We start from the raw sequence: 18,438 nt of genomic DNA on the forward strand, positions 1-18,438 counted from the left end.
CAGTTCAATCAATAAATCTTTTCATCAAGCTCATGCCGCCAAAGAGAGTCACTTGCTTATCATTATACTGGATAAGAAGAATACCAAACTGTTGAAAGATAAAATATCCAATAGATATAGTAATTACAGGAAAATATTTAATGTAGCAAGCTCCTAATTCGTAAAGCGGATTAAACTCAATCGAAAACTTCCCCCTCGGCAAAAATAATTAAAGATCAGTAGACATGATATAAAAATCTAGAAAAGGATCTAAAAATTTTACCCACAAACCTTCAGGTAAAACAAGAAAAAACAAAACCGATGATTTTACTTACACACTTCTTGAAATAGTCCCAAAAAAAAGCCACAAAGATCTTGTCTCTGTGGCTTTTTCTTATCTAAATTCTCCAGTCTACAGTCTAAAATCTCACATCTATTCTATTTCCGAGATCCTCAGCGTATTTACCATTCCTTTATTGGTGATTGGCATAGCTGCAAGGTTGATCGTAAAATCACCTTTTTCAACGAATTTAAATTCTGTTGCGATCCTGTTGATATCGTCTATAGTTTCATCTGTACTCACCATCTTATCGTAATAAAAAGCACGTACTCCCCACAGCAGACTCAATTGGTTAAGAATTCTTTTGTTGGAGGTGAAAACCAAAATATTGGATTCAGGTCTCCAGGCAGAGATCTGGAATGCGGTATAACCACTATTGGTAAGGGTACAAATAGCTTGTGCCTTGATCTCATTGGCCATATGAGCTGCATGGTAACAAATTGATTTAGTAATGTATCTCTTTGTACGCACATGTGGTGGTTCATGAGGAACTTTAATAAGTGGTGAATTTTCAACACTCATAATAATTTGGCTCATTTTCTCGATCACCTGCACAGGATAATTCCCCACAGAAGTCTCTCCACTCAACATCACAGCATCGGCCCCATCCATAACCGAGTTGGCTACATCGTTAACCTCTGCCCTTGTAGGGGTAAGGCTGGTGATCATGGTTTCCATCATCTGGGTGGCAATAATAACCGGAATTCTCGCCTTTTTAGCCTTTAAAACAAGTTGCTTCTGAATAAGAGGTACTTCCTGCGCCGGAATTTCCACTCCAAGATCTCCACGTGCTACCATAAGACCATCACAGTAAGCTACGATCTTATCGATATTATCTACACCTTCGGGCTTTTCAATTTTGGCAATTATCGGGATCTTTTCATCTGTATGTTCCTTAATAAGGTTTTGAAGCTCAATAAGGTCATCGCTATTCCTAACGAAAGAAAGCGCAATCCAGTCCACACCCTGCTTTACTGCAAATTCGGCGTCCTGAATGTCTTTTTCTGTAAGAGCGGGAAGGGAGATCGATGTATTTGGAAGGTTAACTCCTTTTTTCGACCTAAGCGGTCCTCCCTGAACTACTTTAGCCAGAACCTCATCTTTCTTATTGGTGCTTACTACCTCAAAAATTAGTTTCCCATCATCCAGTAAAATACGTTCTCCGGCTTTTACGTCCTGAGGAAATTCGTCATAGTTCATATAGACCCGGGAAGATGTTCCTTCAAACTCCTCTCCCGTGGCAAAAGTGATTTCGTCTCCTTTTGAAACCACAACTTCCTCCCTCATTTTTCCAACCCTGAGTTTTGGCCCCTGCAGGTCACCCAGAATGGCTGTGGTAAAGCCCAGTTCTTCATTGAGCTCACGTATAATTTTCATACGTTGCTTTACATCTTCATAATCGGCATGAGAAAAATTGATCCTGAACACGTTCACACCTGCTAGCATCATATCTCTCAATACATCTTTAGAACTTGAGGCCGGCCCGAGGGTGGCCACAATCTTAGTCTTTTTCGTATTCGGCATTAGTCAAATATTAAATTTTCTTTTGTTTTTATGCGATGAAAATCAATGGCATAAGCGGTAGAAACCTGCGGGATCTCAAGGATCCTGGAGATGAGCATTTTTGTTGATATTGCATCCAGTTCATCTTCGATCTTCACCAAAAAATCTACCTGCTTGAATTCCGGTAATAAAAATGATTTTTTGACAGCCAGTTGATCTCCAAAAAAAAGAGAATCTAAATCTGACCCTGACCTGCCTTCCTGTCTGGCGACATTGTTCACCAGATGATAGGTGCAATATTTCTGCAGATCTTCATAAATAAAATGGGCGAATAAAATGCTTTCTTTCCCTTTATGAAGATCAATGTCTTTTGGCGTTCTGGCCAACTTTAGGTCTATATGCTTGTTCAACAGGTAAGCCAGCTTGAATTCCTCTACCGAAGAATGTATTGCAAGTAGCTTATAAGGCTGTTCAAAAACTTCATCTAAAACCAGTTTGTGCGCCGGCATATGATTTTACATCAAAGGATAAAGATAATTATTGTATCGTAGATAATTAATTTTTTTGGGCCTTATTTTCAGAATATCTTACGAAAACGTTATAGTTTCTGTGATATTTTTAAGATGTGGAAATTTTCGTCTGGAAGGCATAATAGGCCCTTTTAGATGCTTTTTCTTCAGCTTTCTTCTTTGAAGTTGCCCGGGCTTTGGCCACAACCCTGTTATCAATTCGAAGTTTAACGGCAAAATGTTTTAATTCATCCTTTCCCGTGTCCTCGTAAACTTCGTAGTTAAATTCCTTTTTTTCCTTTTGACACCACTCGATGAGAAGACCTTTGTAACTAATCACAGTACCTTCCAACTGTTCTATATCTACATAAGGTTCTATTACTCTTTCATAGATGAACTTACTGGTGTACCTGTAACCTCTGTCAAGATAAATAGCCCCTATTAGGGCTTCAAAGAGGTTGCCGTGAATATTTGTGCCAAATTGTTCGGTTGGAATGTTAGTATTGATGTGTTTGATCAAATCCAGATCTTTGCCTAACTCATTAAGATGTTTGCGACTTACGATCTTGGACCTCATCTTGGTAAGATAGCCTTCATTACCGCCGGGAACTTCATTGAACAGGTGGGAGGCGATAACTGCACTAAGCATGGCATCTCCAAGGAACTCCATTCTTTCAAAATTAATGGCATTCCCTTCGGCGTCTTTCTGGTTTAGAGACCGGTGTGTAAAGGCTTTTTTATAATGTGAAATGTTACGAGGTTTGAAACCCATGATCTTTGTCAATTCGACAAAAAAATTCCCGCCTCTGGAAGAGCGGGAATTTAATATGTTTCTTATAACACTCATGATATTTTACTCGTCCAGCTTCTTGAATAGCACGCAGGCGTTATGACCACCAAAGCCAAATGTATTGCTCATGGCCACTTTCACTTCCCTTTTTTGCGCCTTATTCAAAGTGAGGTTAAGTTCTGGATCGATATTTTCATCCTGTACCTCGTGGTTGATCGTAGGCGGAACAACTCCATGTTTCATGGCGAGAATTGATGCAATCGCTTCAACAGCTCCGGCAGCACCCAAAAGGTGACCGGTCATCGATTTGGTCGAATTGATATTAATGTTTTTTGCATGCTCTCCAAACACCTTCTTGATAGCCTTAAGTTCGGCCACATCCCCAAGCGGAGTAGATGTTCCGTGGGTATTAATGTGATCTACATCTTCGGGCTTAAGTTCGGCATTTTTCAGGCAGTTCTCCATTACAGCAACAACTCCAATCCCTTCGGGATGTGGGGCAGTCATGTGGTAAGCATCCGAAGACAACCCTCCACCAACTACTTCTGCATAAATCTTTGCGCCTCTGGCTTTTGCATGCTCATATTCTTCCAGAATCAAAGCACCTGCACCTTCACCTAAGACGAATCCATCACGAGTCGCATCGAATGGTCTCGAAGCGGTCTCGGGACTTTCATTGCGGGTTGAAAGGGCATGCATGGCATTAAATCCACCCATTCCTGCGGGAGCGACAGCTGCCTCACTACCTCCGGTAACAATTACATCACTGTAACCTAACCTGATGGTATTAAGGGCATCGATAAGCGCATTTGCAGCAGAAGCACAAGCCGAAACAGTAGTATAGTTCGGGCCCATAAAGCCGTGCTTAATCGAGATATTTCCCGGCGCGATATCAGCAATCATTTTCGGAATGAAGAAGGGATTGAACCTTGGGGTTCCATCACCTTTTCCAAAAGCCAAAACCTCATCCTGAAATGTTTCAAGACCTCCAATCCCTGCACCCCAAATGACTCCAACGCGAAGTTTATCTATAGTGTCAAGATTGAGCCCCGAATCTTTTATAGCCTCATCTGAAGCTACTAAAGCATACTGGGCAAACTTGTCTAATTTTCTGGCCTCTTTTCGATCAAAATAATCTTCAGCTTTGAAGTTCTTGATCTCACAAGCGAATTTAGTTTTGAATTTTTCGGCATCAAAGTATGTAATGGGTGCAGACCCGCTTTTACCGTTTACAAGACCTTCCCAATATTCATCAATATTCTTTCCAATTGGGGTAAGGGCACCTAATCCAGTTACTACAACTCGCTTTAACTCCATAAGGATATGTTACTTTTTATTTTTTTGCGTCTTCAATATAAGAGATTGCCTGACCCACAGTAGCAATGTTCTCTGCCTGGTCGTCTGGGATCTGGATATCAAATTCTTTCTCAAACTCCATGATCAACTCTACAGTGTCTAATGAATCAGCGCCCAAGTCGTTGGTGAAGCTAGCTTCGTTTACTACTTCATTCTCGTCAACTCCTAACTTGTCAACGATAATCGCTTTTACTCTTGATGCAATGTCTGACATAACTTGTGTTTTTAATTTTAAATTAAGTGGCAAAAATAAAAAACTTTATTTTAAAACCTGTTTTTACTTGAAAAATGTGATGGTAAATTACATAATTTCCGCCTAAAGCCAGTATTTTTACCTGCTAATAATTGTTAAGACGCTTCTCTTGCAAAAAGTTGAGAATTCCCCAAAAAAGAAAATCGTGATCTTCGCCTCGGGTAATGGATCTAATGCTGAAAATATAATCAAATATTTTCTGAAGCAAGGAACTGCAGAAGTCGTGGCCGTATTTTCAAATAACCGTACTGCAAAAGTTTTGCGACGGGCCCATGACCTGGAGGTAAAAGCCCTGCATTTTGATCGCGAGGCACTATATGAAAGCGATGATGTTCTTAATTTACTAAAGGATATAAAACCCGACCTCATTGTACTGGCCGGTTTCCTGTGGATGTTTCCGAAAAAAATAATTAAACGTTTCCCTAACAAAGTGATCAATATTCACCCTGCCCTGCTTCCCAAATATGGAGGAAAAGGCATGTACGGAATGAACGTTCATAAAGCCATTTTAGAGCAGAAAGAGGTGGAAACAGGAATTAGCATTCATTATGTGAATGATAAATATGACGAGGGAGAGCTTATTTTTCAAACAACAACAGCTATTGAAGCAAAAGATACTGTTGAAGATATAGCTGAAAAAATTCATCAGCTGGAACTTGAGTATTTCCCGAAGGTGATCGAGAATCTTTTATTTTCTTCAGAAGATGCATAACGCCCAGGTTCACATTTATACAGACGGCGCCGCAAGAGGAAATCCCGGCCCGGGTGGCTACGGAATTGTGATGGAATGGGTGGGAAAACCTTACCGGAAAGAATTCTCTAAAGGCTTCAAACATACAACCAACAACCGCATGGAACTTCTTGCAGTTATTGAAGCCTTGAAAAAGCTGAAAAATCCTGAAACGACGGTTATCGTTTTCACAGATTCAAAATATGTGGCCGATGCTGTCGAGAAAGGCTGGGTCTTCAACTGGGAAAAAAAGGGATTTAAAGACCGAAAGAATTCTGACATGTGGATCGAATTTCTCAAGGAGTACCGCAAGCATAAAGTAAGATTTAAATGGATCAAGGGACATAACGAACACCCTCAAAATGAGCGTTGTGATGCTTTAGCCGTGAAAGCATCAAAAGGAAACCGCCTTTTAATAGACACAGGATTTGAAGACGATTCAAAAAGCCTTTTTTAAGACCTTTCCATTTTATTGCTTGAAAAACAAAACCGTATATTTGCACCTCATTTTTAAAGAACACTATGAATAAATTATTAATAGTGGGTACCGTTGCTTTTGATGCCATCGAGACCCCTTTTGGTAAAACAGATAAAATCCTTGGCGGGGCGGCAACTTACATCGGTCTCTCTGCTGCACAATTTGATATTGAAAGTGCAATTGTTTCTGTAGTCGGAGAAGATTTCCCGCAGGAATACCTCGATCTCCTTAAGAACAGGAGTATTGACCTAAAAGGTACTGAAATCGTAAAGGGAGGAAAAACCTTCTTTTGGAGCGGAAAATATCATAATGATTTAAACTCCCGTGACACCCTGGACACACAGCTAAATGTCTTAGCCGACTTCCAGCCTGTAGTACCGGAAAATTTCAAGGCACCAGGTGTGGTGATGCTTGGAAACCTGCACCCATTGGTACAGCTAAGCGTTCTTGAACAAATTGAAAGACCAAAGTTAGTAGTGCTCGACACAATGAACTTCTGGATGGACAATACCTGGGATGATCTTATGAAAGTGATTAGTAAAGTTGATGCCCTTACTATTAATGATGAGGAAGCAAGACAGCTTACAGATGAATATTCTCTTGTAAAGGCCGCCCGTAAGATCGCCGAAATGGGTCCTAAATACGTAGTGATCAAAAAAGGCGAACACGGGGCACTTTTGTTCCATAACGAGCAGATTTTTTTCGCACCTGCTTTACCATTGGAAGAAGTTTTTGATCCCACAGGAGCAGGAGATACCTTTGCCGGTGGTTTCACAGGATATCTGGCCCATACAGGTGACATATCTTTTAAGAACATGAAGAATGCAGTGATCTATGGTTCTAACCTTGCTTCTTTTTGTGTTGAAAAATTTGGTACAGAGAGGATGCAGGATCTAACCAAAGAAGATGTGCATCAACGCCTGGAAGAGTTTAAAGCTCTAACACAATTCCAGATAAAACTTACTTAATAATTCTGCCCTGTAATTTCAGGGCTTTTTTTATGACTAAACCCAGGTCAAATAACAACAGTTTATGAGTGATGCTTTAAAACACGAATGCGGAATTGCCCAGCTGCGCCTTCTTAAACCTTTGGAATACTATAAGGAGAAGTACGGTACAGCATTTTATGGGGTGAACAAAATGTACCTGATGATGGAGAAGCAGCATAACCGTGGCCAGGACGGCGCCGGTCTTGCGAGCATTAAGCTCAACACTCAGCCGGGTGACCGCTACATTAGCCGTATCAGGTCCAATGCAGCACAGCCCATTCAGGATATTTTTGCCCAGATCAATGATCGTATCAATGAAGAGATAAAACAACATCCTGAGTACGCAGATGATGTTGCCTTGCAGAAGAAGTATATCCCTTACCTGGGCGAATTGTTCCTGGGTCATGTGAGGTATGGCACCTTTGGTAAGAACAGTGTTGAAAACGTACACCCCTTTCTTCGCCAGAACAACTGGATGCACAGGAACCTCATCGTGGCAGGAAATTTTAACATGACCAATGTTCACCAGCTCTTCAACAATCTTGTTGAGTTAGGTCAACACCCAAAGGAGAAAGCAGATACTGTCACTGTAATGGAAAAGATTGGGCATTTTTTGGATGATGAAGTTCGTAAACTGTATAAGAAACTAAAGAATGAAGGTTACTCGAAGGTAGAAGCTTCCCCGCTAATTGCCGAGCAGTTAAAAGTTAGCAAGATCCTTAGAAAATCGGCTAAGAACTGGGATGGCGGCTATGCCATGGCCGGCCTTTTAGGTCATGGGGATTCCTTTGTACTTCGGGATCCTGCAGGTATTAGACCGTGTTATTATTATCGCGATGACGAGGTTGTGGTAGTCGCTTCAGAAAGACCTGTCATTCAAACCGTCTTTAACGTTGATTTTGATAAAGTAGAAGAGTTACCACCGGGGCATGCGATCATCACCAAGAAAAATGGAGAGGTTCGTATCAAACAGATCCTTGAGCCATTGGAGAGAAAAGCCTGTTCCTTTGAGCGTATCTATTTTTCCCGCGGAAGTGATGCCGAGATCTACAAGGAGCGAAAAATGCTTGGAAAGCTGTTAATGCCCGAAGTGCTGAAGGCAATAGATCACGATACCGTGAACACCGTGTTCTCTTTTATTCCCAATACAGCTGAAACCTCCTTCTACGGAATGGTGGAAGCGGCCCAGGATGAGCTTAACAAGCAGAAGAATGACACTATTCTTGCCGAAAAAGAAACCTTGACCGATGCTCGTTTACAGGAGATCCTTGCCCACAGGTTAAGGACCGAAAAGATCGCTATTAAAGATGCAAAACTACGCACTTTTATTACCGAAGACAGCAGTCGTGACGACCTGGTGGCTCACGTTTATGACGTAACCTATGGCGTGGTAAAACCGGAAGACAACCTGGTAATCATTGATGACAGTATTGTACGGGGTACTACTTTGAAGAAGAGTATCCTTAAGATGATGGACAGAACCAATCCAAAAAAGATCATCGTTATTTCTTCTGCTCCTCAAATACGTTATCCAGATTGCTACGGAATAGATATGGCAAGACTGGAGAATTTAGTGGCTTTTCAGGCCGCGCTCGCACTTCTGAAGGAAAACGATCAACTTCACATTGTGGAAGAGGTATATGAGAAATGTAAAAAGCAGGTAGATCTTGATGATAAGGAAGTGAAAAATTTTGTCAAAGAAATCTATGCTCCTTTTACCGATGAACAAATTTCGGATAAGATAGCAGAACTGCTGAGCGATGAAAGCATTAAAGCTGAAGTAAAAATCATATTCCAATCTGTAGAAAACCTTCACAAGGCATGCCCAAAAAACCTTGGAGACTGGTATTTTACAGGAGATTATCCAACTTTTGGAGGAAACAGGGTAGTCAATCGTGCATTTATAAATTTTTACGAAGGAAGTACTGATAGAGCCTATTAAAAAGGTTTTTTTCCGACGCTTTTAACGTACTTTGTGCAGTTTGACTAAAATACATGCAGTTCATCTAAAAAGCTCTCACAGACTCAGAATAAAGTCTATTTTTACGAAGCCATAACATAAGTAGGTTAAGTTCATGGTAGATTTGGGGCAAAAAAGGTGGAGCTTTCCACCTTTTTTATTTTATATAAGTTCCAATTACTTCTCCTCTCAAGTTTCCAACATTAGAAATAAGACCTCCCAAAAAAGGCATTTTTGAAGAGTAATTACCAGGGGAATTTCTTTTAGACAATACCGTTATTCCTTAACTTTAAGGGAAATTACTAACGTGTCAAAAAGGGCATTTTTACTACTGTTTCTGTTCTACAGCTCCTCTTTTTCGGCACAGAATCCCGATGAGCTTACAGGTAGCTGGATCGAGCTCATTGGACAGCATGAATTATCTGAAAAATGGTGCCTGGGAACTACAGCTATTTCTCAACATTACAGGGTTTTTGACGATTTTCAGTTTTTACTGCTTCGCACCGGTCTTGCCTATCGCTTTTCAGGGAACGCATTGGTTTCTGTGGGCTACGATTACTTCTATTCGAAATCATATTCAGAAGATAGACCAATCGTGCAACACAGAGCCTGGGGAGAGTTTAATCTTAACAGTCGTTACTCTAACTTCGCAATTTCCCATCGGTACCGCTTTGAGTCATTATGGACGAGACAGGAGCCTCAATATGACCTGTCCCACAGACTACGCTACAGATTAAAGGTGGAGCATCCGCTTTACAAAAGTATATACCTGTCTGTCTTCAATGAGATCTTTATCAACGTGGGTAGGCCATATTTTAATCAAAACAGAATGGCCCTGGGGCTGGGTTATCGTCTAAATCCAAACCTCCGTGTAGAGCTCGGCTATTTAAAGCTGCATTTTGATCGTGCCCATTATGATCGGTTAAGGCTAGCTATGTTTTTCAAAACAGACCTGTTTTCGAGGGAGATAAAGTGAGGAGCCTAAATAGAAAGTCCCGGTTCTACCCGGGACTTTTTCACAACTATCATTTCTAATTTACATTAAGAAACTTATCATAATACCTGCCGCAACAGCAGAACCTATCACGCCGCTCACGTTTGGAGCCATGGCGTGCATGAGCAAGTGATTTGAAGGGTCACTTTTAATCCCTTCCTGTTGTACTACCCTCGCACTATCTGGCACGGCAGAAACCCCTGCAGCTCCAATTAAAGGATTAATTTTATTATTTGTACTTAGGAACAAGTTCATCACTTTAGCAAAGATTAGTCCCCCGGCTGTTGCGATAATAAAAGAAACAGCACCCAGGGCAAAGATTTTAATTGAACTTCCGGTAAGGAATACACTTGCCTGTGTTGATGCACCCACAGTAACCCCCAACAGAATGGTTACAATATCGATCATTTTGGTTCTCGCTGTATCGGCTAAACGATCTGTCACCCCACTTTCTTTGAGGATATTTCCGAAGAAAAGCATTCCTAAAAGCGGTATGGCCGATGGAGAAATGAAGGTAGTAAGCAACAAACCTATGATTGGGAACAGGATCTTTTCAGTTTTAGAAACTGCGCGCGGTGGCTTCATTTTTATAAGCCTTTCCTTTTTTGAAATTAAAAGTCTCATTATAGGAGGCTGGATAACGGGCACCAGGGCCATGTATGAATAAGCTGCAATGGCTATACTACCAATTAAATGCGGGGCCATTTTTGCCGAGGCAAATATTGCGGTGGGACCATCTGCTCCTCCAATTATTGATATTGCACCCGCTTCATGAATTTCAAAACCCAGGGCAACAGCACCAACAAAGGTCCCGAAAACCCCTATCTGTGCAGCTGCACCCAACAACATAAGACGCGGATTGGAAATAAGAGAGGAAAAATCGGTCATTGCACCAATTCCCAGGAAGATAAGCGGGGGATAAATCCCCTGCGTCACCCCGAAGTACAGATAATTAAGTACAGAACCCGATTCATAGATTCCTACTCCTGCACCTGCAGGGAAAGGAATATTCCCCAGAAGAATCCCGGTTCCAATTGGAATCAACAGTAAAGGTTCATAATGAAACCTAATGGCAAGGAATATAAAGAAGAGGCCGACGACAATCATAATTATATTCCCAAAGCTCACATTTGAGAAACCTGTATATTCCCAGAAGTGGCGTAGCCCTTCTAAAAGACCACCAGTTTCTTCAGGTAATTCAGACATTATTGTCTGGGCCATCAAATTCCCGCCAAAAATGAGAGGAATAAGATATAAAACACCCAGTATGCTTATAACGGTTAGAAATTTTTTCACAATAACTTGGTTTTGAGGATTAGGGAGCAGCTTTTATTCTTCTGAATAAAAATCTTACCCTATCACAAGTAGAAGATCGTTTTGAAGTACAGCATCTCCTTCCTTTACTTTTATTTCTTTTACTACCCCTGCCTGGTCTGCCAAAACATCATTTTCCATCTTCATAGCTTCCAGGATGAGCAGGGAATCACCTTTTGCTACAGTATCTCCAACTTTAACCTTTAGCTTAAAGATACTTCCCGGTAGCGGGGCCTCTACAGGAAATCCACCAGCAGATTGTTTCTTTTCTATTCGACCTTCCCCGGGCTGCCTTACTACGCTTTCCCTTACCAGTTTTGGAGTTTTTACAGGCTTTTTCTTTTCCTGGTGGACTTCCACTACATACTCTGTCCCATTCACATGAATGGTAGCAAGATCGTCTTCAATATCCTGTATATCGACCGAATATTTATTTCCGTTTATTGTAAAATCAAATTTTTTCATTTTGAATAAATTATCGGGGATTATTGTTTACTCCGTAAATTTTAGAACTCCATGGGGAATAGGTACGGGCAACACGTTTTATAGTTATTATACCACTTTCTTCGTCGTGCTGCTCCTTAAAATAAAGGGTTAAGGCCAAACCAATTGCGGCACTTACCTCCCCGGAAATATATTTTTCCTCTTTGGCATCTCCATTCCTCCTTGCAGCGGCTTTTTCCCTTACCTCTCTTATCTTCTTACTAAGACCAAGATTTAAGACCCGCGGCATACTTTTAAAAAGGAACATGAGCATAAGGAGAGCAAAAAACACAACTGTATAACCTACTCCTGTGATGATCCATATTTGTGACCAGTCTACTACAGACGTTGTTGTTTCTTCCATAATAATCAAACTATAGTGGGATATTACTGTGTTTTTTAGGAGGATTGGTAACCTTCTTGGTTTGCAGAGTTTGAAGCCCTCTAATGATCCTGAAACGGGTATTACGCGGTTCTATCACATCATCTATATATCCATAAGCAGCTGCCTGATACGGATTGGCAAATTTCTCCTGATATTCCTGTTCTTTTTCTGCCTTGTATTTTGCTCTGGCTTCCGGATCTTTGATCTCACTCATCGCTCTTCCCTCGAGTACCTCAATGGCTCCCGAAGCTCCCATTACAGCAATTTCAGCCGATGGCCATGCATAATTGAGATCCCCACGAAGTTGCTTACAACTCATAACATCATGCGCTCCTCCATAAGATTTCCTCAGTGTGATAGTGATTTTGGGAACAGTAGCCTCTCCATACGCAAACATTAATTTTGCACCATGGATAATAATACCTGCATATTCCTGTCCGCTGCCGGGTAGAAATCCAGGGACATCGACCAGGGTTAAAATCGGAATATTAAAAGCGTCACAGAATCTCACAAACCTGGCTGCTTTCCTGGAAGCATCACTATCGAGAACACCGGCAAGGAAATTAGGTTGATTCGCTACAATCCCAATGGATTCTCCATTCATCCTGGCAAAACCAACAATGATGTTCTTTGCATAATTCCTGTGCACCTCCAAAAATTCTCCTTCATCTACTATGCTGTAGACCACCTCCTGCATGTCGTAAGGTTGATTGGTATTATCCGGTATGATCGTGTTTAAAAAGTCGTCCCGCCTGTCTATGGGATCATTATTACTAAAAATGGGTGCTTCCTCCAGGTTGTTCTGCGGAAGATATGAAAGCAGCTTTCTTATAAGCAATAAACCATTTTCTTCGCTGGACACCTTAAAGTGGGATACGCCCGATTTTGAGGAGTGAATATTGGCCCCGCCAAGATTTTCAACAGAAATGTCTTCCCCGGTTACCGTTTTTACCACTTTAGGACCGGTTACGAACATATAGCTGTTCTCTTCGGTCATCATTACAAAATCGGTAAGAGCAGGAGAATAAACAGCTCCCCCCGCACAGGGACCAAAAATGGCAGATATCTGCGGAATCACTCCCGAAGCGAGAATATTGCGTTCAAAAATTTCAGCATAGCCGGCCAGAGAGGTGACCCCTTCCTGGATACGGGCTCCTCCACTGTCATTTATCCCAATAACCGGGGCTCCCGCTTTCATGGCCATATCCATGACCTTACATATTTTCTGAGCAAAGGTTTCAGAAAGAGATCCTCCAAAGACGGTAAAATCCTGAGAAAACACATAAACTACTCTCCCGTCTATTGTTCCATGCCCGGTCACAACACCATCTCCAAGAAATTTGGTTTTTTCCATTCCAAAATTCGTGGACCTGTGGGTGACAAACATGTCAAATTCTTCAAAACTCCCATCGTCCAGAAGTATGTCGATCCTTTCCCTGGCAGTTAATTTCCCTTTTCCATGCTGGGCATCTATACGCTTCTGCCCACCACCCAATCGGGCTATTTCCCGTTTTTGGATCAATTCGTTTACTTTATCCTGACTTGTCATTTTTTTCTAGATTATTTTACCGGTTCCTCACAGAGTTCTGTCAACACCCCAAAAGTGGATTTTGGGTGCAGAAAAGCTATGTTCAAGCCTTCTGCTCCTTTTCTTGGAGTTCTGTCTATTAACTTCACATCTTTTTGTTCCAGTTCCTCCAGCCTTGCAGGCAGGTCCTTTACCGCAAAAGCAATATGATGCACGCCCTGGCCTTTCTTTTCAAGGAATTTTCCTATTGGTCCCTCAGGATCTGTGGATTCTAATAGTTCTATTTTAGTCTGACCCACTTTAAAAAAAGCTGTTTTCACCTTCTGGTCTTTAACCTCCTCCACAGAGTAGCATTTTAACCCAAAGGTTTTTTCGTAAAAGGGAATGGCCTCTTCAAGGCTTTCAACTGCAATACCTATATGTTCTATATGCGTTGGTTCCATGACTTATATGATTTTTAAATAGATTTCAGTTTTGAGCAAAAAAAAATCGCACAAGGCGATTTCTATTTTCTTCCGGTAAACTAATAATTTCTCTGCCTCGACAGGAAAAGATAACACGGGGCACATTTTGGCCACCCAGGGAAAAATGAGAGGCAGCGCAATTCTCAAATTTTGATATGAAAAGCGCAACCTAAACGAATGTGAAATGTGTCTTATTAGGTGTACCATTTTGATACATTTTTTTGCATTATAAAGATAACGAAACTTTAACTCAACGTGACCTGAATTTCTCAACAATTTTATTGAAATTAACGCAAACGTTGTAGTAATGACAAGACTTTTCAATGGATCTCTAAAAAACCCTTACCACAAATTTCAACGAAAACCTTTTCTTAAAAAATGATTAAAATCATTGGCTTTTAGCCATCGAATCCTAAAACTTATATTTAACTTTACGGGAAAGATTTTCAGAATTCCTGTAAAGGGAAAACAGCTGAACGGAAAAAAATATTCCTGTAGCTGGAAAGAATTTGAAACGAAAAACGCAAAGAGAAAATCTTCTCCTGTTTTTCTTAATTCTACCTTCGGGACAGCCTGGAAACTTTTACAACTAAGATTTAGATTGTGAACTTCTTGTTCCACTATAGCAAAGATCGACAGCCGGCTAACAAAATTTACAGCCAGACCAGACTTTTGCAGTTTCTCAACCTTCTAAAGGATTTACCGGGCAAACAAAAATTAGGCATCACCCTTTCAAAAAAGGCATTTTTAAGAAATTTACTAAAGAACACTAATAGTATAGATTACGAGACGGTCCCGTAATCTCTCACGCAGCAATGCAATCACTTTCATTAAAATGAAAACAATGAAGGAATCATTATTTCAAGAATTTCCTGAAGTTTCAGCAGAACATTGGAAAAACAAGGTCATAGCAGACCTTAAAGGAGCTGATTATGATAAAAGTCTGATCTTTGATTCTCCTCACGGAGTTAAAGTGAAACCTTTTTACACTTCTGAAGATATAAAAGGCAGCATACAATTACCTCCACCTAAGCCCTGGAGCATCTGCGAGCAGATCATTGAAGAAACTGCCGGGGAAGCAAATCGAAAGGCTGCTTATGCACTGGAAAAAGGAGCTGAAAGCCTATGGCTCGTAATTCCCAATGAAGACATAGCTCCTGAAGCTCTTTTCCAAGACCTGGACCTGGAGAAAGTCCAGATCTTTGTAAGGATGCAGTTTCTTTCCGGGGACTATGTGGAAAACCTGAATAGCTTCCTGAAGGGAAAAAAGAACAAAATCCACCTGCAAATAGACATCATTGGCAATTTGGCCAAAACCGGAAATTATTTCTTAGGTAAAAAAGAAGATTTTAAGGCCTTAAATTCTTTATTTTTGAAAACCTCCGCTTTTAAGTCTGTTGTAAGTGTAGACGCCGCCCTTTACCAGAATGCGGGAGCTACGATTCCTCAACAGCTGGCATATGCTTTGTCTCATTTGAATGAGTATTTAAATATACTGTCTCAAAAAGGGCAGATTTCAGAAGGATTTTTGCCACAGTTCATCTTAGCTACAGGAGGCAATTATTTCTTTGAAATAGCAAAAATAAGGGCTTTAAGATGGTTATATGCTACCCTCGCAAATAAATATAAGCTCCCTGGAGAATGTATGATCCTTTCACAGCCAACGAAAAGAGATAAAACCCTTTACGATTATAATGTGAACCTGCTAAGAACTACCACCCAAAGTATGAGTGCGATCCTGGGGGGAGCCGATGTTGTGTGCAATCACCCTTATGACATTGTTTTTCACAAATCTAATGAATTCGGGGAGCGCATTGCCCGCAACCAGTTACTTGTAATGAAGCATGAGGCTTACCTCAACAAAGCAGCCAATGCATCAGATGGGGCGTATTACATTGAAACCCTCACCCGTGAATTTGCAGAAGCTGGTTTACAGATCTTCCGGGAAGTTGAAAAAGAGGGTGGATTCCTGAAGATGCTCAGGCAGGGGAGTATTCAGCAAAAAATCGAACAGAGTGCAGAGAAAGAGCAGCAACTTTTTGATGATGGCCAATTGATCCTGATAGGCACCAACAAGTTCACCAACCTTCAGGAGAATATGGGGCAGGACCTCGAGCTGGACCCATTCAAAAAAACAACTTCAGCCAACATGGAAATTGAACCTATTTTTGAGAAAAGATTAAGTGAGAAGCAGGAACAGGAAAGGCTTCAAAAGGAACATGCCGAACTAACCCAAAGCTAACAACCATGGAAAGAAAATCATTAGAAAATATAGCACTTTTGGAGCCTGAGGCAATCACACTTCCCAGGGCTGCCCAACAGGACCAATTACCTACTAAAAATGGCCCTACGGGTAAAGTTTATACCCCTAAAGACATAGAGGAAATTGAGCACCTAAAATATGCTGCAGGTATCCCACCCTTCCTGCGAGGACCATATAGCACAATGTACGTTATTAGACCGTGGACTATTCGCCAATACGCCGGATTCTCCACTGCCGAAGAAAGCAACGCATTTTACCGAAGGAATCTCGCAGCCGGACAAAAAGGTTTGTCTGTTGCATTTGATCTACCCACTCACCGCGGCTACGATAGCGACCACGAGCGTGTTGTGGGAGATGTTGGAAAAGCGGGAGTTGCCATAGATTCGGTTGAGGATATGAAGATCCTTTTCGATAAGATCCCCCTGGACCAGATGTCAGTTTCCATGACCATGAATGGGGCAGTACTTCCCATTCTGGCATTTTACATAGTGGCCGCCGAAGAGCAGGGAGTAAAACCCGGGCTGCTTCAGGGAACCATTCAAAATGACATTTTAAAGGAGTTTATGGTAAGGAACACTTATATCTATCCGCCTACTCCTTCCATGAAGATCATTTCAGACATTTTTGAATATACTTCTAAGAACATGCCCCGCTTCAACAGCATTAGTATATCGGGGTATCATATGCAGGAGGCCGGTGCTACCAGTGAGATCGAGCTGGCTTACACCCTTGCAGACGGGCTGGAATATATTAGAAAAGGTCTTGATGCGGGCATGGATATCGACAGCTTTGCTCCCAGGCTTTCATTTTTCTGGGCCATTGGTATGGACCACTTCACAGAGATCGCAAAAATGCGTGCTGCCAGGATGCTGTGGGCAAAACTCGTGAAACAGTTTAATCCAAAGAATGAAAAGTCTCTCGCCCTTAGAACCCACAGTCAAACCAGCGGCTGGAGTTTAACAGAACAGGATCCTTTTAACAACGTCGCCAGGACCAGTATTGAAGCAGCGGCGGCTGCATTTGGTGGAACCCAGAGTCTACATACCAACGCACTGGATGAGGCTATCGCCCTGCCCACAGATTTCTCTGCCCGTATTGCAAGAAATACACAACTACACCTTCAGCAGGAAACCCAGATCACCAAGACAGTAGATCCCTGGGCAGGTAGTTACTTTGTAGAGAGTCTTACCCAGGAAATAGCTGAAAAAGCCTGGGAACTCATTCAGGAAGTGGAAGAATTGGGAGGAATGACCAAAGCCATTGAAGCCGGAATTCCAAAAATGAGAATTGAAGAGGCTGCAGCAATAAAACAGGCTAGAATTGATAGCGGGCAGGATATTATTGTAGGGGTAAATAAATACCGCAGGGAAAAAGAAGACCCGATTGTTACCCTGGAGGTCGATAACCAAAATGTACGCAGGCAACAAGTAGAACGCCTAAGGCAGCTTAGGGAAGAGAGGAACAATGAAGAAGTAAAAGCAGCACTTGAAAAACTGACCTCTGCAGCACGATCTGGCGAAGAAAACTTATTGGCTCTGGCTGTAGATGCTGCCCGGAAACGAGCTACTCTAGGCGAAATAAGTGACGCCCTTGAAAAAATCTACGGCAGGTATAAAGCTCAAATAAAATCAATAAGCGGTGTATACTCAAAAGAGATAAAAGACGATTCTTCCTTTAAAAAAGCAAGGGAAATGGCCGATCAATTCGCTGAACAGGAAGGCCGCCGCCCCAGGATCATGATAGCAAAAATGGGACAGGATGGACACGATCGTGGTGCAAAAGTCGTGGCGACCGGTTATGCAGACGTTGGCTTTGACGTGGACATTGGACCACTTTTCCAAACTCCCGCAGAAGCTGCAAAACAAGCGGTAGAAAATGACGTGCATATCCTTGGAGTCTCTTCCCTGGCCGCCGGTCACAAAACCCTTGTTCCCCAGGTGATCGAGGAGCTAAGAAAATATGGTCGCGAAGATATTATGGTCATAGTGGGAGGAGTGATCCCATCACAGGACTACCAGTACCTCTTTGATGCCGGCGCAGTCGCAGTATTTGGCCCCGGCACTAAAATTAGTGAAACGGCCATTAAACTTTTGGAGATCCTTATTGAAGAATAACCATCA

At 41.7% G+C, this 18,438-nt stretch carries 17 protein-coding genes; 7 read left to right on the forward strand and 10 right to left on the reverse strand.

The window, feature by feature from the left end:
• Nucleotides 1–412 precede the first annotated feature (412 nt).
• The 5 genes from pyk to LA313_RS05955 form a co-directional block, all read right to left on the reverse strand.
• Nucleotides 413–1,843, reverse strand: a complete 1,431-nt coding sequence (pyk, locus tag LA313_RS05935; protein ID WP_228913761.1) for a pyruvate kinase — start codon at nucleotides 1,841–1,843, stop codon at nucleotides 413–415.
• Entirely contained in the window at nucleotides 1,843–2,331 is a 489-nt protein-coding gene (locus LA313_RS05940) for an IPExxxVDY family protein (RefSeq protein ID WP_228913762.1), read from the reverse strand. Before LA313_RS05940 ends, pyk begins: the two co-directional genes overlap by 1 nt.
• 109 nt (nucleotides 2,332–2,440) lie before the next feature.
• Nucleotides 2,441–3,178: a ribonuclease III gene (gene rnc / locus LA313_RS05945; RefSeq protein WP_228913763.1), complete on the reverse strand. Its 738-nt coding sequence runs from the start codon at nucleotides 3,176–3,178 to the stop codon at nucleotides 2,441–2,443.
• A gap of 6 nt (nucleotides 3,179–3,184) precedes the next feature.
• On the reverse strand, nucleotides 3,185–4,438 hold the full coding sequence (gene fabF / locus LA313_RS05950; RefSeq protein ID WP_228913764.1) for a beta-ketoacyl-ACP synthase II: 1,254 nt from the start codon (nucleotides 4,436–4,438) through the stop codon (nucleotides 3,185–3,187).
• 16 nt (nucleotides 4,439–4,454) lie between these two features.
• Nucleotides 4,455–4,691, reverse strand: coding sequence for an acyl carrier protein (locus tag LA313_RS05955; RefSeq protein ID WP_013069791.1), 237 nt, complete (start codon nucleotides 4,689–4,691; stop codon nucleotides 4,455–4,457).
• A 148-nt stretch (nucleotides 4,692–4,839) separates the two neighbouring features.
• On the opposite strand from LA313_RS05955, the gene purN reads away from it, so the two are divergent.
• From purN to LA313_RS05980, 5 genes are all read left to right on the forward strand, one after another.
• Nucleotides 4,840–5,442 carry a phosphoribosylglycinamide formyltransferase gene (gene purN, locus LA313_RS05960; protein WP_228913765.1) on the forward strand — a complete coding sequence of 201 codons (603 nt, stop codon included), beginning with the start codon at nucleotides 4,840–4,842 and terminating at the stop codon, nucleotides 5,440–5,442.
• Nucleotides 5,435–5,917: a ribonuclease HI gene (gene rnhA, locus LA313_RS05965; protein ID WP_228913766.1), complete on the forward strand. Its 483-nt coding sequence runs from the start codon at nucleotides 5,435–5,437 to the stop codon at nucleotides 5,915–5,917. Before purN ends, rnhA begins: the two co-directional genes overlap by 8 nt.
• 65 nt (nucleotides 5,918–5,982) lie before the next feature.
• Complete coding sequence (locus LA313_RS05970; RefSeq protein WP_228913767.1) at nucleotides 5,983–6,906, forward strand: PfkB family carbohydrate kinase; 924 nt, start codon at nucleotides 5,983–5,985, stop codon at nucleotides 6,904–6,906.
• 64 nt (nucleotides 6,907–6,970) lie between these two features.
• Nucleotides 6,971–8,869 (forward strand): amidophosphoribosyltransferase, encoded by a 1,899-nt coding sequence (locus LA313_RS05975; protein WP_228913768.1) that lies wholly within the window; start codon nucleotides 6,971–6,973, stop codon nucleotides 8,867–8,869.
• Between the two features lie 325 nt (nucleotides 8,870–9,194).
• Nucleotides 9,195–9,863 (forward strand): DUF2490 domain-containing protein, encoded by a 669-nt coding sequence (locus LA313_RS05980; RefSeq protein ID WP_228913769.1) that lies wholly within the window; start codon nucleotides 9,195–9,197, stop codon nucleotides 9,861–9,863.
• Nucleotides 9,864–9,923: 60 nt separating this feature from the next.
• On the opposite strand, the gene LA313_RS05985 is transcribed toward LA313_RS05980, so the two are convergent.
• Genes LA313_RS05985 through mce form a run of 5 tightly spaced genes read right to left on the reverse strand, consistent with a single transcriptional unit; the run spans nucleotide 9,924 to nucleotide 14,034 of the window.
• Nucleotides 9,924–11,177 (reverse strand): sodium ion-translocating decarboxylase subunit beta, encoded by a 1,254-nt coding sequence (locus LA313_RS05985; RefSeq protein ID WP_228913770.1) that lies wholly within the window; start codon nucleotides 11,175–11,177, stop codon nucleotides 9,924–9,926.
• Between the two features lie 54 nt (nucleotides 11,178–11,231).
• Nucleotides 11,232–11,660, reverse strand: coding sequence for a biotin/lipoyl-containing protein (locus LA313_RS05990; RefSeq protein ID WP_228913771.1), 429 nt, complete (start codon nucleotides 11,658–11,660; stop codon nucleotides 11,232–11,234).
• A gap of 10 nt (nucleotides 11,661–11,670) precedes the next feature.
• Nucleotides 11,671–12,042: an OadG family protein gene (locus LA313_RS05995; protein ID WP_228913772.1), complete on the reverse strand. Its 372-nt coding sequence runs from the start codon at nucleotides 12,040–12,042 to the stop codon at nucleotides 11,671–11,673.
• A 10-nt stretch (nucleotides 12,043–12,052) separates the two neighbouring features.
• Entirely contained in the window at nucleotides 12,053–13,612 is a 1,560-nt protein-coding gene (locus LA313_RS06000; protein ID WP_228913773.1) for an acyl-CoA carboxylase subunit beta, read from the reverse strand.
• Between the two features lie 11 nt (nucleotides 13,613–13,623).
• Entirely contained in the window at nucleotides 13,624–14,034 is a 411-nt protein-coding gene (gene mce, locus LA313_RS06005) for a methylmalonyl-CoA epimerase (RefSeq protein WP_228913774.1), read from the reverse strand.
• 865 nt (nucleotides 14,035–14,899) lie between these two features.
• On the opposite strand from mce, the gene LA313_RS06010 reads away from it, so the two are divergent.
• Both LA313_RS06010 and scpA read left to right on the forward strand, forming a co-directional pair.
• A complete protein-coding gene (locus LA313_RS06010; protein WP_228913775.1) occupies nucleotides 14,900–16,297 on the forward strand; it encodes a methylmalonyl-CoA mutase subunit beta in 1,398 nt (465 codons plus the stop codon).
• 5 nt (nucleotides 16,298–16,302) lie between these two features.
• Complete coding sequence (scpA, locus tag LA313_RS06015; protein WP_228913776.1) at nucleotides 16,303–18,432, forward strand: methylmalonyl-CoA mutase; 2,130 nt, start codon at nucleotides 16,303–16,305, stop codon at nucleotides 18,430–18,432.
• Nucleotides 18,433–18,438: the final 6 nt, after the last annotated feature.

The sequence above is a fragment of the Salinimicrobium sediminilitoris genome, from assembly GCF_020866905.1.
Taxonomy (GTDB): domain Bacteria; phylum Bacteroidota; class Bacteroidia; order Flavobacteriales; family Flavobacteriaceae; genus Salinimicrobium; species Salinimicrobium sediminilitoris.